Genomic DNA, 24,723 nt, shown 5'->3' with positions numbered 1-24,723 from the left:
TCAGGCCTCCGGCAGCGCGGCTACCACCATGATCTCCACTTTCCACTCGGGCTTGGCGAGCTGGGCTTCAAGGGCTGCACGCACCGGCGGACGACCGGGGACGACCCAGGCATCCCAGGCAGCGTTCATTTGGTCGAACTCCGCCATGCTGGTGACCCAGATTTGCGCCGAGATCAGATGCTCTTTCGAGGTGCCCGCCTGAGCCAGCAGTTGATCGATACGTGCCAGCACCTGCTCGGTTTGGCCGCGCATATCCGCTGTGGCATCAGGGGGAACCTGGCCTGCGAGGTAAACGGTGCCGTTGTGAATCGCCACTTGGCTCATACGCGCATTGCTGTCTTGATAGGTCACGCCCATGGTGTTTTTCCTTGAAAGAGGTTTTGCCGTTATAAAAAGATGTCTTCAGAGACTAAAACGCTTAACGCAAAATTACTTGCCCGACACTGCGGTAGATTTGCCCGGAAGTCATGCAGGCAGTTTTCAGGAAGAAGCCATTTACTGAAAGCGGCTATCTGGGAGGTATGGCTATCTAAGAGAGGGTCTATCTATCAGACGAAGGAGAGACTTCAAAATAGCGCCGATAAGCGCGGGAGAAACTGCCCTGATCGCGAAAGCCCACCAGCATAGCGATATGCCCCAGGCTCAGCGTGCTATGGCGAACCAGCGTACGGGCGTGCTCTAGGCGCCTGCGCTGTACATACGCCAGCGGCGTCACGCCAGTTAGCTCACGAAAGCAGCTATGGAAGTGCCCTGGGCTCAAGGCACATAGGGAGGCTAGCTGTTCCACGCGGATCTCATCAGCCAGATGTTGATCCAGCCAGGCATCCAAACGAGCAAGGTCGAGGCGTTCGCTAATACAGTGTTGGCCCAACTGCCCAACCGCTGCGGGAGTCGCGTCATGCAGATACATGGTCAGCGCGCGTAGCAGCAGAATCGCAATTTCATTCTGCAGCCCAGGGCACTGCTCAAGCTGATTGGCCAGGGCGTGAGTGAGCTGGTTTAACGCGGGAGGGACGCTGAAAAAGCGCGGTTTATCGAAGAGGCGCTCAATCTCGCTGCCTTTCTCAAGCGACGCTAACTGGGCAACGGGTATATCCAACACCAAGGTACGGTTGCTGCCATCGCCCTGGTACTCGTGGTGGCGCGACGAGGGAATCAGACAGCCACGGCGGGCGGTCACCCTTTCTCCTTGCCCCTCCATCGAGAGCTCCGTAACGCCACAGGTAGCCAGAATAAGTTGATGGAAGTCGTGGGTATGGGCCACCTGCTCTTGGGCTAAGTTGCGGCTGTGCAGCTCAAAAAGGGCCATGGAAGGTTACCGTATTTCGTCGAATGCTATTTCAGCACTATAAAACGGCTAGGCAACAAAAAGCGAGCGAGCAGCCAACCGTGAGCTAACGCTCTGGCGGGTAGGTGTACGGGCATTGACTAAGCGCGCCGGCTGTCATCCGCCAGTCATGGACTCGAGATAGCTTGTTCATAAGCTGCCACAAGAGTCCAAACAACATGCCACAGCGCCGACGCCCCTCTTTCAGCCCTCCTCTCAGTGACCAGGAAGTCGCGGCCCTAATGCAATTAGCCAACGGCAATGCCCTTCACCTGCAGCGTAAAGCCGACCGAGAGGCACGGCTGGCATCAGCTTTGACGCTGTTTCACTCAGCGGCGTCAACGACCGAGACGCCGTTGAGCGGTTTGAAGATACTGATGATTTCGGATGTCTACTTCCCCCGCGTTAATGGCGTTTCCACCTCCATCGCCAGTTTTCGCGGTGCCCTTGAGCGTTTGGGCCACTCGGTCACGCTGATCTGTCCCGATTATCCCGTAGGCCAAGTGGACGAACCGGGCGTACTGCGCATCCACTCGCGCCAGGTACCCGGCGACCCAGAGGATCGCATGATGCGCTACCGGGACTTGATGGCCCTGAAACCGCAGCTTGCCGCCGAAGCCTTTGACCTTATTCATGTCCATACGCCCTTTACCGCCCACTATGCCGGGGTAGCGCTGGGGCGTCGGCTCGGGCTTCCAGTGGTAGCGACCTATCACACATTGTTTGAGGAGTATGTTCATCACTATATCCGCTGGCTGCCACGACGCTGGCTGCAACTTGCCGCGCGCCGACTTTCAGTGCACCAGTGCCAGCAACTCGACGCCTTGGTGGCACCCTCCCAAGCAATGCAGCAAGCGCTAACCCGCTACGGCGTAACCACGCCAACCAAGGTGATTCCCACCGGCCTCTCGCTGGAGTCGTTCTGCCACACACAGGGAACCCAGGATGATAGCGACTTTCGGGCTCACTACCACCTGCCTCAGGAAGCACAGCTGCTGCTTTATGTCGGCCGCGCCGCTTTTGAGAAGAACATAGACTTTCTGATCGACATGCTCCCCAAGGTATTAACCGAACACCCCACCGCCCGGCTGATCATTACCGGCGAAGGCCCGGCCCATGACTCGCTTGTTCAGCGCGCCCAGGAAGTGGGCGTGGCAGACGCAGTGCTGTTTCTCGGTTATCTCGACCGCCACGGCCCACTGCAAGCCGCCTACCGCGCCGCCGACGTTTTTGTGTTTGCATCACGCACGGAAACCCAAGGGCTGGTACTGCTGGAGGCGATGGCACTGGGCACGCCGGTGGTTTCCACCGCCATGATGGGCACGCTGGATGTATTAAAAGAAGGCGAAGGCTGCCTGATCGCCGAGGATAACCATGACGACTTCGCCGCCAAGGTCAATCGCCTGCTAAATGATGAAACCCTGCGCCAACAGCTAGCTCAGCGTGCCCAAGTCTATGCTGCCAGTTGGCACGAGGATGCCAAAAGCGAGAACCTTGTGACCCTTTACCGAAAGCTTACGGATGAGCGGTTGGCTAATGCGGGGAGGTAAGCACTAAAATCTAGTTTTCCTTACGAGTTTAAAGTTACAGCCCAAGCTCAATATTCAGGAAACTCGAAAACGATTGACATCGGTGGAAAGCACGCCAAGGGGAAACTAATGCACATTGAAGAAAGCACTGAAAATGTTTATGACGACATTCACAGCCATAATGCTGAAGAAACGCTATTCAAAGCACGGCTTGCCGCCACCATTGGCGAAGTGATCAAACAGCGCAGACTTTCCCGGGGCAGAGTGGTTGAATTAACAGGCTTACCTCAGCCTAAAATGTCTGCCCTGCTAAAAGGCCAGTTTCGAGATATCAGCGAAGCGAAAATGCAGGAATGCTTGGCTCAATTAGAGTGTGATGCGAGTAACGCCAACAGACCCAAGCTATCTAGCTAAACTCACGAAGCCTGCCGGGTTAAGTCATGAAAGTGTACGCCCGTGGCTTTGATGACCGCAGTCATAGTGCGCAAGGTAGGGTTCCCCTTAGGCGATAACGCGCGATACAGACTTTCCCTTGATAGCTTGGCCCGTTCAGCAACGACTGCCATTCCACCCTGGGCCTCCACCACATGGCGAAGCGCCATAAGAAAGGCCGTTTCCCCGCCTTCCTCATCCAACTCATCAAAAGCGGTGCGTAGATAATCGACAGCCATATCAGGATCTTCACGAAGCATGGTAATCACAGCATCATCATGGCTTTTCATTTCTTCAACCTCTTACGGTAGTCCACTAAAAATGCCTTCGCCTGTTCAATATCAGCCTGCTGGCGTTTTTTAGTACCTCCGGTTAATAGAAGAACCAACCGTCTTCCCACTTTAGCGTAATAGACGCGATAGCCTGGGCCATAATCGATACGAAGCTCCATCACACCGTCGCCGACGCTTTTAGTATCGCCCGCATTACCGGCTACAAGCCGGTTAAGGCGCGTTAATACGCGCATAGCAGCTTGCCGGTCTTTCGCCTTGGTAGCATCTAACCAAGCTTGGAAGGGGTCATGACCATCCGCGGTCAAGTAATGCGAGAGAGACGTCATAAAACAATGTAGCCTAAAAGCTACAATCTTGCAGGCGTCAACAAATATCTTTGTGGAGGGTGCGACCAGAACGCGACCAAACACGCATACGATAGGAATTACAGATACAAAAAAAGGCACCTAAGTGCCTGATTTTAAATTTGGTGCCGGTGGCCAGACTCGAACTGGCACACCCGTAAAGGCGGCGGATTTTGAATCCGCTGCGTCTACCAATTCCGCCACACCGGCAATGGCTGCGCATTATACGTAAATGTCGAGGTAGGTCAATCACATTGACTGACTTTATGCAGCCAAAGCGCTATCCTATGCCGCCTGTTTGATCAACGCTAAGAGTTATACGCCATGCAGCGCGCGGATTTTCATTACGAGCTACCCGACGAATTAATTGCTCGCTACCCTTCTGAGCAGCGTAGCGACTGCCGTTTGCTGTGCGTGGATGGCCAGAGCGGTGCGCTGGAGCATCGTCGTTTTCCTGATTTGCTTGAGCTTTTAGAGCCCGGCGACCTACTGGTATTTAACGACACCCGGGTAATTCCGGCGCGCCTGCACGGCCATAAGGCCAGCGGCGGCAAAGTGGAGATGCTGTTGGAGCGCCCGCTGGATGCTCACCGTGGCTTGGCGCATATCCGTTCGAGTAAATCGCCGAAGCCCGGCACCGAGCTGATTTTCGAGGGCGATATTCACGCCATCGTAGAAGGCCGCCGTGATGCGCTGTTTGAGCTGCGCTTTTTGGGCGATACGCCGATGATTGCGCTGCTTGAAAAGCACGGCCATATGCCGCTGCCGCCCTACATTACCCGCGAAGACGAACTCAGCGACCGTGAACGCTACCAGACCGTGTACGCTCGGCGTGATGGTGCCGTCGCCGCGCCGACCGCAGGATTGCACTTTGATCAACCGCTGCTGGATGCCCTGGCGGATAAAGGCATTAACCGTGCCTTTGTCACGCTACACGTGGGCGCGGGCACTTTTCAGCCGGTGCGGGTGGACAATATTCTTGAACACCATATGCACAGCGAGTGGATTGAGGTCACGGAAGCCACCTGCCAGCAAGTACGCGAGACCCTGGCAGCAGGTAAGCGCGTGGTGGCAGTAGGCACCACCAGCGTGCGCTGCCTGGAAAGCGCCTGCATGAAAAGTAGCGATGGACAGATCGCGCCTTATAGTGGTGATACCGATATTTTTATCTATCCCGGTTACCAGTGGCGCTGCGTGGATGCTTTAATTACCAACTTCCATCTACCCGAATCGACGCTGCTGATGCTGGTGTCCTCCTTTGTAGGCTATGACACCATCATGCACGCCTATCAACGGGCAGTGGCCGAGCGCTATGCGTTTTTTAGCTATGGCGACGCCATGCTGTTGACCCGCTAGGTATTGTTGCTGATTGTTGACCCGCTTGCCCTGCACCCGTCGCGCCAAACGAACGAGATTAACGAGTTACTTTATATGCGAAATGAATGCTTTATGCGCTTTGAGCGCCTGGCCGACGATGGCCGCGCCCGTCGTGGCCGCCTCCACTTCCCCCGTGGCACGGTGGAGACCCCAGCGTTTATGCCAGTGGGCACCTACGGCACGGTGAAAGGCATGACGCCGGATTCCGTCAAAGAGATCGGCGCCGAAATCATCCTTGGCAACACCTTTCACCTGTGGCTGCGCCCTGGCACCGAGGTGATTGAAGCTCACGGCGATCTGCATGACTTCGCCCAGTGGGACAAACCGATTCTGACCGACTCCGGCGGTTTTCAGGTCTTCTCCCTAGGTGAGACGCGCAAGATCACCGAGCAGGGCGTGCACTTCCGCTCGCCGGTGGATGGCAGCAAAGTCTTTATGGGCCCGGAAGAATCCATGGCGGTTCAGCGCTCGCTAGGCTCCGATGTGGTAATGATCTTTGACGAGTGCACGCCCTACCCGGCCACCTTTGAGGAAGCCGAGAAGTCCATGGAGCTGTCGCTACGCTGGGCCAAACGCTCCCGCGACGCCCACGGCGATTCGCCTTCTGCGCTGTTCGGTATCATTCAGGGCGGCATGCACCCAGAGCTGCGCGAGCGTTCGCTCAAAGGGCTGCTGGAGATCGGCTTTGATGGCTTGGCGATTGGCGGCCTTTCCGTCGGCGAGCCTAAAGAAGAGATGATCAAGGTGCTCGACTACCTGCCCACCTGGATGCCTGATGAGAAGCCGCGCTACTTAATGGGCGTCGGCAAACCTGAAGACCTGGTGGAAGGCGTGCGCCGGGGTGTGGATATGTTCGATTGCGTAATGCCCACCCGCAATGCGCGTAACGGCCACCTGTTCACCTCGGAAGGCACGGTCAAAATTCGTAACGCCAAGCACCGCTTTGATACCCGCCCGCTCGATGAAGAGTGCGATTGCCATACTTGCCAGAATTTCTCACGAGGCTATTTGCACCATTTGGATCGCTGTAATGAAATGCTCGGCTCGATGCTCAATACCATCCACAACTTACGCTACTACCAGCGTGTAATGGCTGATTTGCGCGCGGCAATTGAAGCGGGTACATTGACGACCTTTGTGGAAGGCTTCTATGCACGGCGCGGCTTACCAGTGCCTCCGCTAAGCCAGCCCTGACGAATTAATCGCCACGCGCCTTGGCGGGTGGTTTAAACTGTTTGGCCATGTTTTAAAAAACCAAGCTTTTAAAAACCAAGCATCTAAAAACCTAAGCTTTTCTAACTCAGGAGTTCTCTGCAATGCTGGATTTCTTCATCTCACCAGCTCATGCCCAAGAAGCCGCTGCTGGCGGTGGTATTGCGCAAATCGTCATGCTGGTCGGCTTCGTGCTGATTTTCTATTTCCTGTTGTGGCGCCCCCAGGCCAAGCGTGCGAAGCAGCACAAACAGCTGGTGTCGAACTTGGATAAAGGCGACGAAATCGTCATTGGCGGCGGTTTGGTGGGTCGTATCACTAAGGTGAGCGACGAATTCCTCACCATCGAGATCTCTGAAGGCACCGAAGTTAACGTGCAGAAGAACGCCGTTGCCGCCGTACTGCCTAAAGGCACCATCAAGTCCATCTAAGCCGTGTAACGCCCCCTGCCGATTAAGTGCCAGCCACCCCGGCAGGGGTGACATGGTATGAATGATGGTGAACTTTGCTGTGCACGGCGTGTCCGTGCACAGCATTCCGTTTGTAATTGAAGGCAGGGCTTGCATGCTCAACCGTTACCCCCTGTGGAAGTATCTACTGATACTGGTCGTCCTGGTGGTTGGCCTTATCTACTCGCTTCCCAATCTATTCCCCGAAGACCCCGCCATCCAAATCAGCAGCGCCCAAGGCGACTCGCTGGATGCGCGCCAGATAGACCGCGTTGAAACCGCGCTTAGCGAAAACGACATTGAGATCAAAGCCCTCGAAGAAGAGAACGGGCAGTGGCTCATTCGTTTGCGCCATGACGATGATCAACTCAACGCACGCGACATTGCCTCTGACCTGTTAGGCGATGATGCAACGGTAGCGCTGAACCTCGCCGAAGCCACCCCCGAATGGCTTCAAGCGTTCTCCGCCTCACCCATGACGCTGGGCCTTGATTTACGCGGCGGTGTGCACTTCCTGCTCGAAGTGGATATGGATGCCGCGCTTACCCAGCGCCTGGAAGTTAACGCCAGCGCCATGCGTGAGCTGCTACGCAGTGAGCGTATTCGCTATCGCAATACCGATGTCGAAGAGCGCACGCTGTCGATCGATTTTGCCAGCAGCGAAGACCGTGATACAGCGAGGCGCCTGATCAGCCGTGACTTCCCTGACTTTGAATACAGCAGCGAAGGCGATGGTCGTGCCTCGACGCTCGTCATGACGCTTAGCGATCAATCGGTCAGCGAAATTCAGGATTACGCGATCAACCAGAACTTGACCACCCTGCGCAACCGGGTCAACGAGCTGGGGGTTGCGGAGCCCATGGTGCAGCGCCAAGGCCCCAACCAAATCGTTGTAGAACTGCCCGGTGTTCAAGACACGGTGGCGGCCAAGCGTATTGTGGGCGCTACCGCCAACCTGGAATTCCGTTTGGAAGCGCGCAACGATACACCGGAGAACGAAACCGAAACGCTCACCTTCCGTAACGACCCAGCACGTTCAGCAGAGCTAATGCGCGATGTGATTATTACCGGTGACAGTGTTTCCAGTGCCAGCAACAGCTTCGATGAAAATGGCCGCCCCCAGGTCAACATCAACCTGGATGGCACCGGTGGCACGCTGATGAATCGCGCCACGCGCACCAATATCGGTCGCAATATGGCGGTGCTGTTCATTGAGCATAAGAGTGAAGACACCGTCGTGGTCGACCCGGAAACGGGCGAAGAGACCATTGAGCGCGAGCCCTATGTTGAGCGTGGTCTGATTAGTCTGGCGACGATTCAGAGTGCCCTGGGCAACAGCTTCCGGATCACCGGGTTAGACTCGCCAACGGAAGCTGCGGAACTGGCCTTGCTGCTGCGCTCTGGCTCCCTGGCAGCCCCCATCTACTTTGTGCAAGAGCGTACGATTGGGCCAAGCCTGGGCGCTGAAAATATCGAGCGTGGACTGCTTTCAGTGCAGATTGGTCTGCTCCTGGTCGTGCTGTTTATGCTGGTGCGCTACAAGGTGTTTGGTGTGTTTGCCAACATCGCCCTGGCACTGAACTTAACGCTGCTGGTCGCGGTGATGTCGATGCTGGGCGCCACGCTTACGCTGCCGGGCATTGCCGGTATCGTACTGACACTGGGCATGGCAGTGGATGCCAACGTGCTGATTTTTGAGCGAATACGTGAAGAGCTGCGTAACGGTATGTCCGTTCAGCAGGCCATTCAAGCCGGCTACGAACGCGCCTTTTCATCCATCGTCGACGCTAACATCACCACGCTGCTGGTAGCCGTTATTCTGTTTTCGATTGGCACCGGCCCCGTCAAAGGGTTTGCAGTTACGCTCTCTATCGGCATTTTGACGTCGCTGTTCACCGCTCTAATGGTGACCCGCGCCATGGTCAACTTGGTTTATGGCAGCAAACCCGTCAAAAAGCTGTGGATTTAATCCACGCGCTTAGCCCAGAACTTAAGAGGTGGTAATGAAACCCCTATCACATCTGCAAATCGACTTTATGGGGCGGCGCAAATTTGCGTACATCGTCTCGGCTGCCATGTTAATCGCGTCGATTGCTGCCATCATTATTCTACAGCTGAATTTCGGGCTGGACTTTACCGGCGGCACGCTAATTGAGGTGCGCTACGGCGCAGCCCCTTCATTAGATGCCATTCGGGTACTGCTTGAAGATAGCGGCTTCCAGGATGTCTCCGTGCAAACCTTTGGAGCCTCAACTGAAGTATTGATTCGTCTTCAGCAGGCGTTTGATGCCGACGTAGGCGGTGAGGTCGTTAACCTGCTGCGATCCAGTGGCGATAGCGTGGATCTTGTGCGCTCTGAGTTTGTTGGCGCCCAAGTGGGTGACCAACTGCGCGACCAGAGTGGGCTGGGTATGCTGGTCGCCCTCGGCGTGGTAATGCTCTATGTCGCCTTCCGCTTTCAGTACAAGTTTGCGATTGGTGCACTGCTGGCGCTACTGCACGATGTAGTGATTGTGGTGGGCGTTTTTGCGCTGTTTCAGCTCGATTTCGACCTTACCGTATTGGCGGCCATCCTGGCAGTGATCGGCTACTCGTTGAACGATACGATCGTGGTTTATGATCGCGTCCGCGAAGCCATCCGTACCTCGCGCATCGACGATATGCCGCAGATCTTCAACGAAGCGATTAACGCCACGCTCTCGCGCACTCTGGCCACCTCTGGGACCACTGTCCTGGTACTGCTCGCACTGCTGCTGCTGGGCGGCGATATGATTGAGAACTTCGCCATTGCGCTGCTGGTCGGTATCGTAGTGGGCACGTTCTCGTCTATCTATATTGCCGCGGCGCTGCTGCTACCGCTAAAGCTGTCGCGGGAAGATTTGATTCCCACCAAGAAAGAGCTCGACGAAGAAGAGGAAGAGCTGCCTTAACGGCGCATCTCTTTACTCCTCTTATTTAGCCTACAAAAAAGCCCCTGCTGGGAAACCCAGCAGGGGCTTTTTTTGTCTTTAAAACGGTCGTCTTTAACGCTTTTGCCTTTAAAAGCTTAGCAATGGCTACTTACTTAAAAGTGCGGCGTTAGCTGCTTGATCAGCGCCTTGTAGAGACGCGGCCCAGCGGCCATTAACTGCCCTTCCACTTTCACCGCAGGCTGGCCGTCCGGCGTGCCCATCAAGGCGCCCGCCTCTTTCAGGAACAGCGTGCCTACCAGCATATCCTGCTCTTCCAGGCCGAGCACGAAAGCGCTATCCACTCGCCCAGTGGCCAACTCACACAAATCCAGCAGCCCACAGCCGGTGGCCAGCAGGTTTTCTACCTGTGGGGCAAGCTGCTGTGAAACGGTTAAATAGGCAGGTAAATTGCGCGGGCGCAGCCAAACTTCCGGCAGGCTCATGGCCATGCGTGTACCGCTAATGGCGGTCGGCTTGCTAACGCGCATGCGCTTGTCGTTGTGCTGGGCGCCGCGACCACGGCTGGCGATATACTCATCGTCAGCGAACGGGCAGATAATCACTGCGTGTTCGGGACGACCTTTGATAAGACACACCACTGAGAGTGCAAAGCCCTTACCAGCGACGGCTAAATTGGAGTAGCCGTGCATTGGTTCAATTTTCCAGACGATATCCGCGCCTTCGCCTTCTCCTGCGCGATGCGGGGTGAAGCGGCCGGTAACACCGTGCTGGGGATAACCGCGCTCCAACTGCTGAACAATCGTCGCTTCGGCCTTGCGCGCCGTCTCGTCGAGCAGGCGGTCAAGGTTAAATTCATCGTGCGCGTTTTCAATACGTTCGCGTACGCGTAGGAAGTGTTCAACGGCGCCGCGCGCAGCACGCAACGTAAATTGGACCATCGGATTCATGATCGGGCCTTGTGACAGTGATGTTAAAGAACGTGATGCTAAGCATAGAGCATTAAGTAGGCGCAGGTGCCGCCTTTGGCGCGCAATTCTAGCAGACCGCTCTCGGGCATGCCATCGACTCATGCTAGACTGCGCGCTTTACGCGATAATAATCGCCTTCTTTATTCACCGAGCCTTTTTATTCACCGAGCCTTATTTCATGCTTGAGCGCATTCGCATTGTTCTTATCGGCACTAGCCATCCTGGTAACATCGGCGGCGTCGCCCGTGCCATGCACAATATGGGGTTGGCCGATTTGGCCCTGGTCGCTCCTCGTTGTGAGGTGATCACCCAGGACAGTATTTCTCGTGCTTCCGGTGCAGATCACCTCCTGCACCAAGCCAAGGTTCACGCCACGCTGGAAGACGCAGTAGCCGACTGCACCCTGGCCGTGGGTGCCAGCGCTCGCTCGCGCACCCTGCCCTGGCCAATGCTCTCACCGCGGGAATTAGCTGACCGGCTGCCTACCGAGTGCCAGGCTGCTGATGCTCGCGTGGCACTGGTGTTTGGGCGCGAAGACAGCGGCCTAACCAACGCCGAGCTACAGCGCTGCCACGCTCACGTGCATATCCCTACCAATGCCGACTTTAGCTCGCTCAATCTGGCTGCGGCGGTGCAAGTGCTCGCCTATGAGTGCCGTATGGCCTGGTTAAATCAAGCATATGGCCAAGCGGATGCGACTGCAACAGTGCCCAGCGATGACCTAGCCACCCACGCAGAGCTTGAGCGCTATTTTGAACACTTGGAGCGCACGCTGATTGGCATTGATTTTCACGACCCTGATCAGCCGCGGCAGCTAATGGCGAGACTGCGCCGCCTCTACCTGCGCGCACGCCCAGAGCGTATGGAAATGAATATTCTACGCGGGATTTTGTCGGCCACCGAGAAGGCGGCGAACATCAAGCCACCCAAGCCGTAAACAGTGAGAGCAGCAGCGTTAAACTTGAAGTTGACGCTGCGTGCCCCAACTTCGCTATTCTGCTAACGTGATTTCTCTATTGATACTCCAAGAACCGGTGATACTCCAAGAACCGGTGATATTCCAAGAACCGGCGATATTTCAAGAATCCGTTCTAATAGTTCAATAGCCAGACGCAGCCCTTTAACGCCAAGGAACACCTCATGTTTCAACGTCTACGTGAAGACATCAACAGCGTATTTGACCGCGACCCGGCCGCACGTAACTTTCTTGAGGTGCTGACCAACTACCCGGGCCTGCACGCCCTATTGCTGCATCGCTGCGGCCACTGGCTGTGGAAAAAAAACCTCAAGTGGCTGGCACGGACGCTATCGACATTTTCACGCTGGCTCACCGGCATTGAAATTCACCCGGGCGCCACAATTGGTCGGCGGTTTTTTATTGATCACGGCATGGGCGTGGTGATTGGCGAAACAGCGTTAGTGGGCGATAACGTTACGCTTTATCAAGGTGTCACCCTGGGCGGCACCAGCTGGAACAAAGGCAAGCGTCATCCCACCTTGGGCGATGGCGTGATAGTGGGCGCGGGTGCCAAAATACTGGGGCCCTTTACGGTCGGCGCTGGGGCGAAAATTGGCTCTAATGCCGTGGTCACCAAGGAAGTACCGCCGGGCGCCACGGTGGTGGGCATTCCCGGTAAAATCGTTAAACGCGCCGACCCCGATGTAGAAGAGGCGCTGGATGTAGATCCGGCACGCCGCGAAGCGATCTGCCAGAAGTTTGGCTTTGATGCCTACGGCGTCAGCCAGGATATGCCCGATCCCGTGGCCCGCTCCATGCAGGCGATGCTGGATCATATGCACGCCGTGGATGAGCGTATCGAGCGCATGTGCTCGACCCTGCGCAAGCTGGATGACAACTATCGCGACGGCCAGCTACCGGCGCTGCGTGACGAAGATTTTGCCGACATCCTGGACGAAGGCGATACCGGCTGCGCTGGCCTTGGCAAGCACTCGGCAGACGCGTCGGCCAGTAAGCAAGAAACGCTGCCGCCGCGTAATGGTTGACCAAAGCACTCAGGTTTTCCCATAATGGCAGCACATTTGCCGTTAGTGCGCTGAGCATACAGCGTCGAGGGGCTTGCCATGCGCTTGACCACCAAAGGCCGTTACGCCGTTACTGCCATGCTCGATTTAGCCTTGCATGCCCACAACGGCCCGACCAGCTTAAGCGATATCTCCCAGCGCCAGGAGATATCGCTCTCCTATTTAGAGCAGCTTTTTGCTCGCCTGCGCCGTGCAGGTTTGGTCAATAGCGTGCGCGGCCCAGGCGGCGGCTATCTACTTTCGCAGCCGGCGGATGCCATCAGCGTTTCAAAGGTGATTGACGCGGTGAATGAAAGCGTTGATGCCACCCGCTGCCAGGGACTCTCCGACTGCCAACAGGGCGATACTTGCCTGACGCATCATTTGTGGTGCGAGCTCTCTGTGCAGATACGCCATTTCCTTGACGATATGACCCTGGCACAACTGATGCTCCGCCCTGATGTCATACGTATTGCGTCGCGACAAAAACAGCGTGCTGAGGCAGGCATTCTCGCCTCTTCACCCTGACGCTACAGTACAGACCCGATTACCCAAAACGATCAACCGCTGGAACGTAACGATGACCACACCCACGCTGCCCATTTACCTGGACTACGCCGCCACCGCGCCGGCGGATGCCCGCGTGGTTGAGGTGATGCAACGCTACCTGACGGTTGACCAGCTATTTGCCAACCCGGCTTCGCGCAGCCATATGTTAGGCTGGCAGGCAGAACAGGTGATTGAGCAGGCGCGCCGCCAGGTTGCCGACGCCATTGGCGCCGACCCGAGAGAGATCGTCTGGACCAGCGGCGCCACCGAAGCAGACAACCTGGCGCTGATTGGCTTTATGCGCGCTAACCGCGAGCGCGGCCTGCACTTGGTGACCTCGACCATTGAGCACAAAGCGGTGGTGGATACTGCCCATGCGCTGGAACAAGAGGGCTTCGAGGTCACCTGGCTAACGCCGGGGCGAGATGGCTGTATTCAGCCCGAGCAGCTGCGCGCCGCGATGCGCGACGACACCGCGCTGGTCTCACTAATGGCGGTTAACAACGAGCTGGGCAGCATTAACGACATTGCCGCTCTATCGGCCGTTGCCCATGAGTTTGGCGCAGCGTTTCATACCGATGCCGCCCAGGCGGTTGGCCGAATCCCCCTGGACGTGGTCGCCCAGCAGATTGATCTGATGTCGCTGTCTGGCCATAAAACCTACGGCCCCAAAGGCGTTGGGGCGCTGTATGTGAAACGCCACCCGGATATTCGCGTTGAGGCGCTGATACATGGCGGTGGCCATGAACGCGGTATGCGTTCAGGCACCCTGCCGACACACCAAATTGCCGGCATGGGTGAAGCCTTTGCGCTGATGCAGCAGCAGTACGACGCAGACAACGCCCATATTACGCGCTTGCAACAGCGTTTTCTGGACGGCCTGGAAGGCGTCGAGGGCATTTTTGCCAATACCCCTCTCGACCATGCTGTTCCCAATATTCTCAACCTGGCGTTTGAAGGCGTGGATGGAGAGTCGCTGCTAATGGCGCTGCGCGATGTTGCGGTTTCGACCGGTTCGGCGTGCAACTCGGCCAGCGTCGACCCATCCTACGTGCTGCTCGGCATCGGAACGCCCCGCACGCTGGCGCTCTCATCGCTGCGTTTTAGCTTCGGACGCTTTACCACTGAAGCCGACATTGACCATGCGCTAACACTCATACGCCATGCGGTGAGCGGTTTACGTACACCGCCCCGTCAAGCGGCTGACTAGCTGACTATTTTAAGGAGGACGCCCCATGGCAACACTCAATATTACCCCGGCTGCCGCACAACAGATTCGCCACGTGCTTGACGAGCGCGGCCAAGGCCTTGGCCTACGCGTCTCGGTCAAGCCAAGCGGCTGCTCTGGCTATAGCTATGTGCTTGATTTTGCCGACACCGTCAATGATGACGAAGTGCATTTTGAAGCCCATGGCGCCAGCGTTTATGTCGCCCCCGATGCGGTGGAGATGCTCAACGGCAGCGAAGTGGATTACGTCAGCGAAGGGTTGAACCGCTTTTTCCGCTTCAATAACCCCAACGTCAAAGATGAGTGCGGCTGCGGTGAAAGCTTTACTGTCTAACGCCAACTTCATCGCCGGTATTCATCCCCGGGCTTAAGCGCTATAATCGCGCCCCTGGATACACAGGCTCCGGTAGCTGGGTTACGCCAGCATGCTTTTTCAATGCACTGCTGCTTAAAAACGCTAGCTGCCGAAGCACTATTAACTGACTCATTTCTGGGCCGCCCTGGCCTTCTAGGGCGGCACTTTTTGCTTAAGCCTTTTTCAAGGAGACCATTTACATGGCTACTGAACGCACTCTTTCTATTATCAAGCCTGACGCCGTTGCCAAAAATGCCATCGGCGAGATCATTGCCCGCTTTGAAAAAGCTGGCCTAAAAGTCGTCGCAGCCAAAATGGTTCATCTCTCTGAAGAGAAGGCGGGTGGCTTCTATGCGGAGCACAAAGAGCGTCCGTTCTTTAAAGACCTGGTGGGTTTCATGACCTCTGGCCCGGTAGTTGTGCAAGTGCTTGAAGGTGAAGGCGCCATCGCTAAAAACCGTGACCTGATGGGCGCGACTAACCCGAAAGAAGCGGCACCCGGCACTATTCGCGCCGATTTCGCGGAAACAATCGACGCCAATGCTGTCCATGGTTCTGATTCTCCGGAAAGCGCTGAGCGCGAAATTAGCTACTTCTTTGGCAACGACGAAATCTGCCCGCGCTAAGCCTTTAAGGTAGCGCCGCCGAATCAACTTTCGTTGCCGGCCATTTTGCGGGGGCTAGTCCCCCGCCCCTTTCTATAACGCTGACCGCCATGACCACCACTGTAGCCCAACATACGCCCGCCCCACCGACTGATGCCAATAGCTCAGATGCCGCCAGCACGCCTGCTGCAAAAGCGCCCCCTGAGCGTCAAAACCTGCTTGGCATGTCCCGCGAGCAGATGGAAGCCTTCTTTCTGTCGATTGGCGAAAAGAAGTTCCGTGCTGCGCAGCTGATGAAGTGGATTCACCAGGAAGGCAGCGATGACTTTGCTGCCATGACGAATCTCTCCAAAGCGCTGCGTGAAAAACTGGCCAGGCTGGCAGAGATACGTGGCCCTGGGGTTGTCTATGAAGGCACCTCCAGCGATGGCACCCGTAAGTGGGTGTTGGAAGTGGAGGATGGCAGCTATGTAGAAACGGTGCTGATCCCGGCGGAGAACGGCAAGCGCCGCACGCTATGCGTTTCCTCCCAGGTCGGTTGCTCGCTGGACTGCAGCTTCTGCTCCACCGGCAAGCAGGGCTTTCAGCGCAACTTAACCGCTGCTGAAATTATCGGCCAGGTATGGGTCGCCCAGCGCAGCGTTGGCCCGCGGCGGGATACGGCGAACCGTCCGGTGACCAACGTGGTAATGATGGGCATGGGCGAACCGCTGCTCAACTTCGATAACGTTGTGCCCGCCATGAAGCTGATGCTCGATGACAACGGCTACGGCTTATCCAAACGCCGTGTGACGCTGTCGACCTCTGGCGTGGTGCCGATGATCGACAAGCTTGGCGACGAAATGGACGTTAGTCTGGCGATTTCACTGCATGCGTCGACTGACGAATTGCGCAATGAGCTGGTGCCCATCAACCGTAAGTACAATATTCGCGCGCTGTTGGATGCTTGCCACCGCTACCTTTCCAAGTGCCCGGATAACCGTCAGGTCACCATTGAGTACACGCTGATCAAGGACGTCAATGATCAGCAGGAGCACGCCGAGCAGCTTGCCGCACTGCTTAAAGAGCTGCCGTGCAAGATCAATTTGATCCCGTTTAACCCGTTTCCCAATTCTGGTTACGAAAAACCGTCGCGCAACCAGGTGATGCGCTTCCAGCAGTGGTTATATGATTTAGGCTACAACGCCACGGTAAGAACGACCCGAGGGGAAGATATTGATGCCGCTTGTGGTCAGCTAGTTGGTCGCGTGAAAGACCGCACCAAACGCAGCGCACGCTATATCCAGTCAGTACAGCTTGATGCGGACTAGGGTAAAGGGTAGAAAACCGGCCTTGTCTTGACTTCCGCCTGGCACGGCGCTTTGATGGTCACGGTTTTTATTTAGATGAGCACTGTTGTATGTATTGCCTTACGAGCTGTTGGACGTTCACCACACGAGGATTTACATGATCGCTCACTGCAGGCGCCAACACCCATCACGGGTGCCCATGCTCACCGTACTGATCGGTAGCTTGTGGCTGGCCGGCTGTGCCTCGTCCAACAACCATACAGCGCAAACCAATCCCGCGGCGGCAGACGCTTATACCCAGCTAGGCGTTGCCTATCTGGAGCGTGACAATCTTCCCCGCGCACTCAACGCACTGGATCGGGCGCTTGAAATTGCCCCACGCCATGCCGAAGCACTGCAGGCACTGGCCCTGGTTTACCAGCGTCAGGGCGAAAGCGACCTTGCCAACGACTATTTTCAACAGGCGGTGAATGCCGAACCTGACTTCACCCGCGCCCGTAATAACTATGCCGCATTCTTGTACGGCCAGGGCCAGTTCAATGCCGCCTGTGAGCAGTTAGAAACCGCATCACAGGATGCCCAGTACGCCAACCGTGCCCAGCTGTTTACTAACCTGGGGCAGTGCTACCTGGCGCTGGAAGAATATGACAAAGCGCGTGCTCGGTTGGAGCGCGCGCAAAGTATTGATCCGCGTAACTCACGCGGCTATTTAATGTTAGCTGAACTCGAATATTCGCAGGGCAATTACTCTCAGGCCTGGGCACCGCTGCAAACCTATTTACAGCTTGCCGAGCCCGACCAAGCAGCGCTAAGAATGGCGGTTGATATCGCTCATTCACGCGGCGAGCATAGCGTCGCCGCCGAATACCAGCGCCTGCTTGGCAACGACTGACTGATAGACGCCCTGATCACCGCTTATTTAATGAAGGATGCTCAGCCATGAGCGATACACAGTCACAAGAAAACGTTATTGATAGCCCAAGCACTCACGTTACACCCAATAGCGCCTCTCCTGGCGAACTACTTGCACGCCAGCGCGAGCAGTTGGGCATTCCGCTCACCGACGCGGCCCGGGCGCTCAACTTGCGCCCCGCCGTGGTGGCAGGGCTTGAGCAGGATGACTACCAAGAGATTCCTGTCGCTACTTATCGCCGCGGCTACCTGCGCTCTTATGCCAAATACCTGGGCATGGATGACCGGCTGGTGCTTGAGGCTTATCAAGCCCGTAGCGGCGGCACCGACACCGAACGCAAAGTCACCCCGGTCTCCACTGCCAGGCCGCCCTCCCGCATTGGCGCTTGGCTGTTTAAGCTGGTGACTCTGCTGGTCATTGTGGGGCTTATTGCCGTCACCGTGATGTGGTGGCAAAGCCGGGGGGGTAACGAGCCGCCGGGCTTTGGCTCCACTACCCCGGAAGAGACCTCTACTGCACCAGCAGAACCAGCCAGTGAAGCAGCTGAAACAGAAGAGAGCGACGGTTCAAGCTTCACCAGTGGCGACGAAAGCGCGACGCTGCCCAGTAATGCCACCAACGCCACGCCTTCATCAACGGCTGAGCAAGATCAAGCTCCCAGTGCGCAGGATGACGCTGACACTATTGCAGGGCTGGACGAGTCCATTCTGGATAGCGACAGCGGCGCTGACGACGAAAGCGATGAGCAGAGCAGCACTGGCCAGCGTGAAGGTGAGCAGAGCGCTACCGAGCAGGACAGCGCCGAGAGTGAGCAAACCGCTGCCGCCGAGCAAACCGCCAATGCCAATGTCCTTGAGCTGACGTTTAACGAGCAGTCATGGACGGAAATTTTTGATGCCACCAACCAGCGCGTCTTCGTTGGCCTACAAACGCCCGGCACCTCGACGACCGTCGAGGGCGAGCCCCCGTTTCGTTTAACCGTGGGTAATGCCACCGGCGTCGAACTGCGCTATCAAGGCGAGGAAGTCGACCTCCCCGCCCGCGCAGGCGCCAACAACGTTGCCCGATTTACCTTGGGAGAGTGACCCGTCTTATGCACGCCCCTTCTCCGATAAAACGCCGCCATTCCCGCCAGATTCAGGTCGGAAACGTCGCGGTGGGCGGTGATGCCCCCATTGCCGTTCAAAGCATGACCAATACCAACACCCTGGATGTCGCCGCGACCGTGGCCCAGATCCAGCAGTTGGAAAAAGCCGGTGCGGATATCGTGCGCGTTTCAGTACCCGATATGGACGCCGCCGAAACCTTTGGTCAGATTAAAAAGCTGGTCAATGTACCGCTCGTTGCCGATATCCATTTTGATTACAAAATTGCCCTACGGGTCGCCGAACTCGGCGTTGACTGCCTACGCATCAACCCAGGCAACATCGGCCGTGAAGACCGGGTACGCGCGGTAGTTAGCGCCGCCCGCAACCATGGCATTCCGATCCGGATCGGCGTCAACGCAGGATCGTTGGAAAAAGACCTACAGAAGAAGTATGGCGAGCCCACGCCAGCAGCGCTGGTGGAGTCCGCCATGCGCCATATTGATTACCTGGATCGCCTGGATTTCCCTGACTTCAAAGTCAGCGTCAAAGCCTCGGATGTGTTTATGGCCGTGGCCGCCTATCGCGACCTTGCCGCACGCATCGAACAACCGCTGCACTTAGGCATTACCGAAGCGGGTGGACTGCGTTCGGGCACGGTCAAGTCATCGATTGGCCTGGGCATGCTCCTGATGGACGGCATCGGCGACACGATCCGTGTCTCGTTGGCGGCCGACCCAGTGGAAGAGATCAAGGTCGGCTTTGATATGCTGCGCAGCCTCAAGCTGCGCTCTAAAGGTATTAACTTTATCGCCTGCCCCAGCTGCTCACGGCAGAACTTTGACGTTATCAGCACCATGAACCAGCTCGAAGAGCGTTTGGAAGACGTGATGACGCCGCTCAACGTCTCGGTGATCGGCTGTGTGGTCAACGGCCCCGGCGAAGCCAAAGAGACCGATATCGGCCTGACCGGCGGTAGCCCCGCCAACCTGGTGTATATCGACGGCAAGCCCGCCAGCAAGCTGCGCAACGACCACTTGGTAGATGACCTGGAGCAGCTGATTCGCGAAAAAGTGCGCGAAAAACAGCAGCAGCAAGACGCTATGATTGCCCGCAGCGTTTAACCGCTGGGGCTGGCTGCCAGCCTGGGTGAGCCACGCCTGATGGCAGAATAAGGAGTTTTCTTTGAGCAAGTCCGCCGTTAAAAAGATTCAAGCCATTCGTGGAATGAACGACCTACTGCCCAGCGATAGCCCACGCTGGCAATTTTTTGAAGCCAAAGTACGCCAGTTGATGCTGCGTTATGGCTTTAATGAAATTCGCACGCCTATCGTTGAGCAAACTGCGCTATTTGCACGCTCTATCGGTGAAGTCACCGATATCGTCGAAAAAGAGATGTACACCTTCGACGATCGCAACAGCGAGAGTTTGACCCTGCGCCCCGAGGGCACCGCCAGCTGCGTGCGTGCGGCCATGGAGCACGGCCTGCTGTATAACCAGACCCAGCGGTTATGGTATCAGGGGCCGATGTTCCGCTATGAGCGCCCGCAAAAAGGCCGCTACCGCCAGTTCCACCAGATTGGCGTTGAGACCTTCGGTTTTGATGGCCCGGATATCGACGCCGAGGTGATTCTGCTTTCGGCGCGCCTGTGGCAAGAACTGGGGCTGATGGAACATGTCACTCTGGAGCTTAACTCGCTGGGTTCATCTGAGGCACGGGCAGCTTATCGGGATACGCTGGTGGCCTACTTCGAGCAGCACCTAGACATCCTCGATGAAGACTCCAAGCGCCGCTTGACCAGTAATCCGCTGCGTATTCTTGACTCCAAAAATCCGGCCATGGCGGAGATGCTCGACGCCGCGCCACAGCTGATGGATCATCTGGATGACGAATCCCGGGAACACTTCGAGCAGCTCACCAAGATGCTCGAAGCGGCGGGGATACGTTATGTGATCAATCCGCGCCTGGTGCGTGGGCTCGACTACTACTGCCGCACCGTCTTCGAGTGGACCACGACGGCACTGGGCAGCCAGGGCACCGTCTGCGCTGGCGGGCGTTACGATGGTCTGGTCGAACAGCTGGGCGGCAAGCCGACCCCGGCAGTGGGCTTTGCCATGGGCATTGAGCGGCTGATTCTGCTGCTCGACACCCTTGAGCTGATTCCTGAGGGCGCCCTGGGCGGCTGCGATGTCTACTTGCTGCCCATGGATGATAGCGCCACCACGGCCGCCATCACCCTGGCGGAGCAACTGCGTGGCGAGCTGCCTGAACTGCGACTGCAGCTTCATTGCGGCGGCGGCAGTTTTAAAAGCCGAATTAAAAAAGCCGATAAGAGTAGTGCCTCAATAGCTATCCTGCTCGGCGAAGATGAAATCAACCAGCAGTCAGCCACCGTCAAATTTCTGCGCGACGACCGCGAACAGCAAAGCGTCTCCCAAGCAGCATTGGGCCACACGCTGCGCGAACTACTAACCAGTGACGCGTAAGTCCAGGCCGCGCGCATAAGCCTGGCAGGCGGCTAGCCTGCTCGAACACGACTGTTTGCACATATGAACATTTCGCATGTGAACATCTAGAAATAGGAGCCCGCCCGTGGTGGAGCTGAGAAGCGAAGAAGAGCAGCTAGACGCCGTTAAGCGCTGGTGGAAAGAGAACGGCATGTCGTTGATCGCAGGCGCTGTCCTGGCGGCGGCTGGGGTATTCGGCTGGAATGCCTGGCAGAACTATCAGCAAGGCCAGGCCGAAGCGGCCTCCATGCGCTATCAACAGCTGGTTAATATGACCGCTGGCAACGAGCTTGACGAAGAGCAGTTGGCAAGCGCGCGGGAAATGGTCAGCGAACTGACCGACGAGCATGGCGATACGCTCTACGCCGAACTCGCCCTGCTGCTCGACGCACGCTTGGCGGTTCAGCAAGGCAACTTGGAGGGCGCACGAACCGCACTGGAAAGCGCTGCCAACTCCTCGCGCCGCTATGTGCAAAGCCTTGCGTGGCTGCGTCTGGCCCGTGTCGAGCTCGCTGACGGCAACCCGACCCAGGCACTGGCACTGTTAGACAAGCCAATAAGTGACGCGCTAGCGGCACAACGCGCCAACGTGCGCGGCGATGCATTCGCTGCCCAAGGCGACACTCCGGCGGCCCGCGATGCATGGGAAACCGCTCTGGAACTGGCACAAACTCAAGACCAGCCGCTTTACGGCGTGCAGTTCAAGCTTGATGATCTCGGCGCTGAGGAGGCGACACAATGACTTTTGGTATCCCAACGAAACAGCTAGTACGCGCAAGCTTGGGCGCGCTGACGCTGGCACTGCTGGCTGGTTGCGCGAGTAAAGGCGAGCCTGCCTATACGCCTAAAGAGCTGCGCAGTTTCGATGAAACCTCCTCGTTAGAGACGCAGTGGCGGCGCAATGTGGGCGATGGCCTGGGCCATGCCCGCTACCCCATCGCGCCTTCCCGTGAAGGCGACACCGTGTTCGCGGCAGATGTCGAAGGAGTGGTGATGGCGATGAACGCCAATAACGGCAATGTCGAGTGGGAAATCGACCTTGATACCACTATTTCCAGCGCATTAACGGCGATTGCCGGTCAGGTTTATCTGGCCACCGGTAACGGCGAAGTTATCTCTCTGAATCAACGTGACGGCAGCGAAAACTGGCGCTCGCGGGTATCCAGCGAAGTGCTTGCCGCGCCCCAGGCCAATCAGCAATTGCTGGTGGTACAAAGTGTTGATGGCCGAGTGACTGCCTTGGATCGCGCCAGCGGCGAAGAGCGTTGGGTATACACCAGTTCGCAGCCCTCACTCACCCTGCGCGGCACCGGTACGCCGATGGTCATTGATCCGGTCAGCTTTGTTGGCCTAGCCAATGGCCGCCTGGCAACACTGGATAACCGCAGCGGCCAGCCGCTGTGGGAAATGCAGATTGCTACCCCGCGCGGACGTAGCGAAGTAGAGCGCCTGGTGGATCTTTCCGGTCAGCCGATTATCAGCCCCGATGGGCGCCTATTCGTGACCAGCTACAATGGCCGTGTTGTGGCCCTTGAAGCAACTCAAGGTGACGTGCTTTGGGAAGCGGATCTCTCCAGCCGCCACACCCCGATTTTGGTCGGCGACTTTCTGTTTGTGGTCACCGATGACAGCCAAATTGTTGCCCTCGACGCTAACAGCGGCCGCGAAATTTGGCGCAATGATGATTTAGAAGATCGTTGGCTGACAGCGCCCGCCTTTGCTGATGGGCGCCTCGTTGTCGGCGATTTTGAAGGTTATCTTCACCTGATCGACGCTCGCGAAGGCAATATCGTGGGTCGCACTCGCGTGCACAGCTCGGGCATCAGCGTACGCCCGGTCACTGAAGGCAGCACCATTCATGTCCAGGCCAACAATGGTCGCCTGGAAACCCTGGAAGTCACTCCATGACACCCGTCATTGCTTTAGTCGGTCGCCCCAATGTGGGCAAATCGACGCTGTTTAACCGCCTAACGCGCTCGCGTGATGCACTGGTGGCCGACTTTCCTGGCCTCACCCGCGACCGTAAGTACGGCAATGGCATGCTGGGCGATAAGGTCTATACGGTGATCGACACTGGCGGTATCAGCGGTGACGAAGAGGGTATCGACGCCGCCATGGCGGAGCAGTCCCTCGCCGCCATTGATGAAGCCGATATTGTGCTGTTTATGGTCGACGCCCGCGCTGGCCTTATCGCCGCTGACCAGGCAATTGCCAACCACCTGCGGGTTAACCAGAAAAAAACCTGGCTGGTGGTGAATAAAACCGATGGGCTGGAAGAGCATTCGGCCATGGGCGACTTCTGGTCGCTCGGCCTAGGTGATCCTTGGCCGATTGCGGCCGCTCACGGGCGCAATGTTTCCACCTTGATTGATGTGGTACTCGAACCGTTTCCCGAGCGCGACGCCAGCATTCCCGCGGACACCGGCAGCAAAGGCGTTCGCATCGGTGTCATTGGTCGCCCCAACGTGGGCAAATCGACCCTGGTCAATCGCCTCCTCGGTGAAGACCGGGTCGTCGTGTTTGATGAAGCAGGCACTACCCGCGATGCCATTGAGATTCCCTTCGAGCGCCGCGGCAAGCCCTATGTACTGATTGACACCGCGGGTATTCGGCGGCGCAAGAACGTGCGCGAAATCGCCGAGAAATTCTCTATCATCAAGACCCTGGATGCGATCAAAGAGTCCCATGTGGTGATCATGGTACTGGATGGCTCCAGCGGTCTGGTGGAGCAGGATTTGCATCTACTCGACTATGTGTTGACCACCGGTCGCGCACTGGTGCTGGCAGTCAATAAGTGGGACGGGCTAGAGACCGAGGCCAAGGATAAAATGCGCACCGAGGTGAAACGCCGCCTGGGCTTTGCGGATTATGCCGAACTGCACTTTATCTCGGCCCTGCACGGCACGGCGGTGGGTGATCTCTACCCTTCGATCGATCGTGCCTTTGATGCCGCTAACGCCCACTGGTCGACCAACCGCCTCACTACCCTGCTACAGGATGCGGTAAGCCAAAACCCACCGCCGATGGTGCACGGTCGACGCATTAAACTGCGGATGGCTCACCAGGGTGGCAGCAACCCGCCGATTATCGTCGTCCACGGCAATCAAACCGAGTCGCTACCCGAAGCCTACCGCCGCTACCTGACCAATACCTTCCGTAAGGTATTGAAAGTACGCGGCACGCCGATTCGCTTTGAGTTCCGCTCGGGCAACAACCCGTTCGACGACATGGCAGGCGCCAGCGACAAAGAGAAAGCCAAAAAGCGCGAGCTTAACCGCACCAAAGAGGCGCGCAAAAGCCGTCGCTGAGATGATCTGAAGAGGTAC

Annotated in this window: 26 protein-coding genes and 1 tRNA gene; 21 read left to right on the top strand and 6 right to left on the bottom strand. The window is 57.0% G+C overall.

Annotation, left to right across the window (positions count from 1 at the left end):
• Together JI62_RS13080 and JI62_RS13075 are read right to left on the bottom strand one after the other, a co-directional pair.
• A complete protein-coding gene (locus tag JI62_RS13080; protein WP_008959745.1) occupies nt 1-357 on the bottom strand; it encodes a RidA family protein in 357 nt (118 codons plus the stop codon).
• Between the two features lie 184 nt (nt 358-541).
• On the bottom strand, nt 542-1,309 hold the full coding sequence (locus JI62_RS13075; protein WP_088700577.1) for a helix-turn-helix transcriptional regulator: 768 nt from the start codon (nt 1,307-1,309) through the stop codon (nt 542-544).
• Nucleotides 1,310-1,506: 197 nt separating this feature from the next.
• On the opposite strand from JI62_RS13075, the gene JI62_RS13070 reads away from it, so the two are divergent.
• Together JI62_RS13070 and JI62_RS13065 are read left to right on the top strand one after the other, a co-directional pair.
• Nucleotides 1,507-2,877, top strand: coding sequence for a glycosyltransferase (locus JI62_RS13070; protein ID WP_088700576.1), 1,371 nt, complete (start codon nt 1,507-1,509; stop codon nt 2,875-2,877).
• Nucleotides 2,878-2,985: 108 nt separating this feature from the next.
• Nucleotides 2,986-3,270: a helix-turn-helix domain-containing protein gene (locus JI62_RS13065; RefSeq protein ID WP_088700575.1), complete on the top strand. Its 285-nt coding sequence runs from the start codon at nt 2,986-2,988 to the stop codon at nt 3,268-3,270.
• A gap of 2 nt (nt 3,271-3,272) precedes the next feature.
• Here the strand turns inward: JI62_RS13065 and JI62_RS13060 are convergent, their stop codons facing one another.
• The 3 genes from JI62_RS13060 to JI62_RS13050 form a co-directional block, all read right to left on the bottom strand.
• The gene (locus tag JI62_RS13060; protein ID WP_088700574.1) at nt 3,273-3,578 is read right to left on the bottom strand and encodes an addiction module antidote protein; all 306 of its coding nucleotides are present in this window, start codon (nt 3,576-3,578) and stop codon (nt 3,273-3,275) included.
• Nucleotides 3,575-4,027, bottom strand: a complete 453-nt coding sequence (locus tag JI62_RS13055) for a type II toxin-antitoxin system RelE/ParE family toxin (RefSeq protein ID WP_240513238.1) — start codon at nt 4,025-4,027, stop codon at nt 3,575-3,577. The genes JI62_RS13060 and JI62_RS13055 overlap by 4 nt, the downstream gene beginning before the upstream one ends.
• Nucleotides 4,028-4,048: 21 nt before the next feature.
• Nucleotides 4,049-4,135, bottom strand: a tRNA-Leu gene (locus tag JI62_RS13050).
• A 114-nt stretch (nt 4,136-4,249) separates the two neighbouring features.
• Between JI62_RS13050 and queA the strand changes: the two genes are divergently transcribed.
• The 5 genes from queA to secF all read left to right on the top strand — a co-directional run bounded on the left by queA (nt 4,250) and on the right by secF (nt 9,893).
• The gene (gene queA / locus JI62_RS13045; protein ID WP_009286722.1) at nt 4,250-5,281 is read left to right on the top strand and encodes a tRNA preQ1(34) S-adenosylmethionine ribosyltransferase-isomerase QueA; all 1,032 of its coding nucleotides are present in this window, start codon (nt 4,250-4,252) and stop codon (nt 5,279-5,281) included.
• A 93-nt stretch (nt 5,282-5,374) separates the two neighbouring features.
• Nucleotides 5,375-6,496, top strand: coding sequence for a tRNA guanosine(34) transglycosylase Tgt (tgt, locus tag JI62_RS13040; RefSeq protein ID WP_088701331.1), 1,122 nt, complete (start codon nt 5,375-5,377; stop codon nt 6,494-6,496).
• 122 nt (nt 6,497-6,618) lie between these two features.
• Complete coding sequence (gene yajC / locus JI62_RS13035; protein ID WP_071695382.1) at nt 6,619-6,945, top strand: preprotein translocase subunit YajC; 327 nt, start codon at nt 6,619-6,621, stop codon at nt 6,943-6,945.
• A gap of 133 nt (nt 6,946-7,078) precedes the next feature.
• A complete protein-coding gene (gene secD / locus JI62_RS13030) occupies nt 7,079-8,932 on the top strand; it encodes a protein translocase subunit SecD (RefSeq protein WP_088701330.1) in 1,854 nt (617 codons plus the stop codon).
• A gap of 34 nt (nt 8,933-8,966) precedes the next feature.
• A complete protein-coding gene (gene secF, locus JI62_RS13025; RefSeq protein ID WP_088700572.1) occupies nt 8,967-9,893 on the top strand; it encodes a protein translocase subunit SecF in 927 nt (308 codons plus the stop codon).
• 134 nt (nt 9,894-10,027) lie between these two features.
• Here the strand turns inward: secF and JI62_RS13020 are convergent, their stop codons facing one another.
• A complete protein-coding gene (locus tag JI62_RS13020) occupies nt 10,028-10,822 on the bottom strand; it encodes an inositol monophosphatase family protein (protein WP_088700571.1) in 795 nt (264 codons plus the stop codon).
• 199 nt (nt 10,823-11,021) lie between these two features.
• On the opposite strand from JI62_RS13020, the gene JI62_RS13015 reads away from it, so the two are divergent.
• The 14 genes from JI62_RS13015 to der all read left to right on the top strand — a co-directional run bounded on the left by JI62_RS13015 (nt 11,022) and on the right by der (nt 24,705).
• Complete coding sequence (locus tag JI62_RS13015) at nt 11,022-11,780, top strand: RNA methyltransferase (protein WP_088701329.1); 759 nt, start codon at nt 11,022-11,024, stop codon at nt 11,778-11,780.
• Between the two features lie 203 nt (nt 11,781-11,983).
• Nucleotides 11,984-12,847 carry a serine O-acetyltransferase gene (gene cysE / locus JI62_RS13010; RefSeq protein ID WP_088700570.1) on the top strand — a complete coding sequence of 288 codons (864 nt, stop codon included), beginning with the start codon at nt 11,984-11,986 and terminating at the stop codon, nt 12,845-12,847.
• Between the two features lie 78 nt (nt 12,848-12,925).
• Nucleotides 12,926-13,393: a Fe-S cluster assembly transcriptional regulator IscR gene (gene iscR, locus JI62_RS13005; RefSeq protein ID WP_022520074.1), complete on the top strand. Its 468-nt coding sequence runs from the start codon at nt 12,926-12,928 to the stop codon at nt 13,391-13,393.
• Between the two features lie 52 nt (nt 13,394-13,445).
• Nucleotides 13,446-14,624 carry an aminotransferase class V-fold PLP-dependent enzyme gene (locus JI62_RS13000; RefSeq protein ID WP_088700569.1) on the top strand — a complete coding sequence of 393 codons (1,179 nt, stop codon included), beginning with the start codon at nt 13,446-13,448 and terminating at the stop codon, nt 14,622-14,624.
• Between the two features lie 25 nt (nt 14,625-14,649).
• On the top strand, nt 14,650-14,976 hold the full coding sequence (locus tag JI62_RS12995) for a HesB/IscA family protein (RefSeq protein WP_088700568.1): 327 nt from the start codon (nt 14,650-14,652) through the stop codon (nt 14,974-14,976).
• A 221-nt stretch (nt 14,977-15,197) separates the two neighbouring features.
• A complete protein-coding gene (gene ndk, locus JI62_RS12990) occupies nt 15,198-15,623 on the top strand; it encodes a nucleoside-diphosphate kinase (RefSeq protein ID WP_088700567.1) in 426 nt (141 codons plus the stop codon).
• Between the two features lie 89 nt (nt 15,624-15,712).
• A complete protein-coding gene (rlmN, locus tag JI62_RS12985) occupies nt 15,713-16,912 on the top strand; it encodes a 23S rRNA (adenine(2503)-C(2))-methyltransferase RlmN (RefSeq protein ID WP_088700566.1) in 1,200 nt (399 codons plus the stop codon).
• Between the two features lie 136 nt (nt 16,913-17,048).
• A complete protein-coding gene (gene pilW / locus JI62_RS12980) occupies nt 17,049-17,783 on the top strand; it encodes a type IV pilus biogenesis/stability protein PilW (protein ID WP_088700565.1) in 735 nt (244 codons plus the stop codon).
• A 47-nt stretch (nt 17,784-17,830) separates the two neighbouring features.
• Nucleotides 17,831-18,889 (top strand): RodZ domain-containing protein, encoded by a 1,059-nt coding sequence (locus JI62_RS12975; protein WP_088700564.1) that lies wholly within the window; start codon nt 17,831-17,833, stop codon nt 18,887-18,889.
• 8 nt (nt 18,890-18,897) lie between these two features.
• Complete coding sequence (ispG, locus tag JI62_RS12970; RefSeq protein ID WP_088700563.1) at nt 18,898-20,013, top strand: flavodoxin-dependent (E)-4-hydroxy-3-methylbut-2-enyl-diphosphate synthase; 1,116 nt, start codon at nt 18,898-18,900, stop codon at nt 20,011-20,013.
• Between the two features lie 61 nt (nt 20,014-20,074).
• Nucleotides 20,075-21,376 (top strand): histidine--tRNA ligase, encoded by a 1,302-nt coding sequence (hisS, locus tag JI62_RS12965; protein ID WP_088700562.1) that lies wholly within the window; start codon nt 20,075-20,077, stop codon nt 21,374-21,376.
• A 106-nt stretch (nt 21,377-21,482) separates the two neighbouring features.
• Nucleotides 21,483-22,139: a YfgM family protein gene (locus JI62_RS12960; RefSeq protein ID WP_088700561.1), complete on the top strand. Its 657-nt coding sequence runs from the start codon at nt 21,483-21,485 to the stop codon at nt 22,137-22,139.
• Nucleotides 22,136-23,305 carry an outer membrane protein assembly factor BamB gene (gene bamB, locus JI62_RS12955; RefSeq protein ID WP_088700560.1) on the top strand — a complete coding sequence of 390 codons (1,170 nt, stop codon included), beginning with the start codon at nt 22,136-22,138 and terminating at the stop codon, nt 23,303-23,305. Before JI62_RS12960 ends, bamB begins: the two co-directional genes overlap by 4 nt.
• Nucleotides 23,302-24,705: a ribosome biogenesis GTPase Der gene (der, locus tag JI62_RS12950; RefSeq protein ID WP_088700559.1), complete on the top strand. Its 1,404-nt coding sequence runs from the start codon at nt 23,302-23,304 to the stop codon at nt 24,703-24,705. The genes bamB and der overlap by 4 nt, the downstream gene beginning before the upstream one ends.
• The last annotated feature ends 18 nt before the right edge of the window (nt 24,706-24,723 follow it).

It is taken from the genome of Halomonas campaniensis, assembly GCF_002211105.1.
In the GTDB taxonomy this organism is placed as follows: Bacteria; Pseudomonadota; Gammaproteobacteria; order Pseudomonadales; family Halomonadaceae; genus Vreelandella; species Vreelandella campaniensis_A.
Note: the sequence above shows the minus strand (reverse complement) of the source record. Positions and strands in the feature narration are given on the sequence as shown.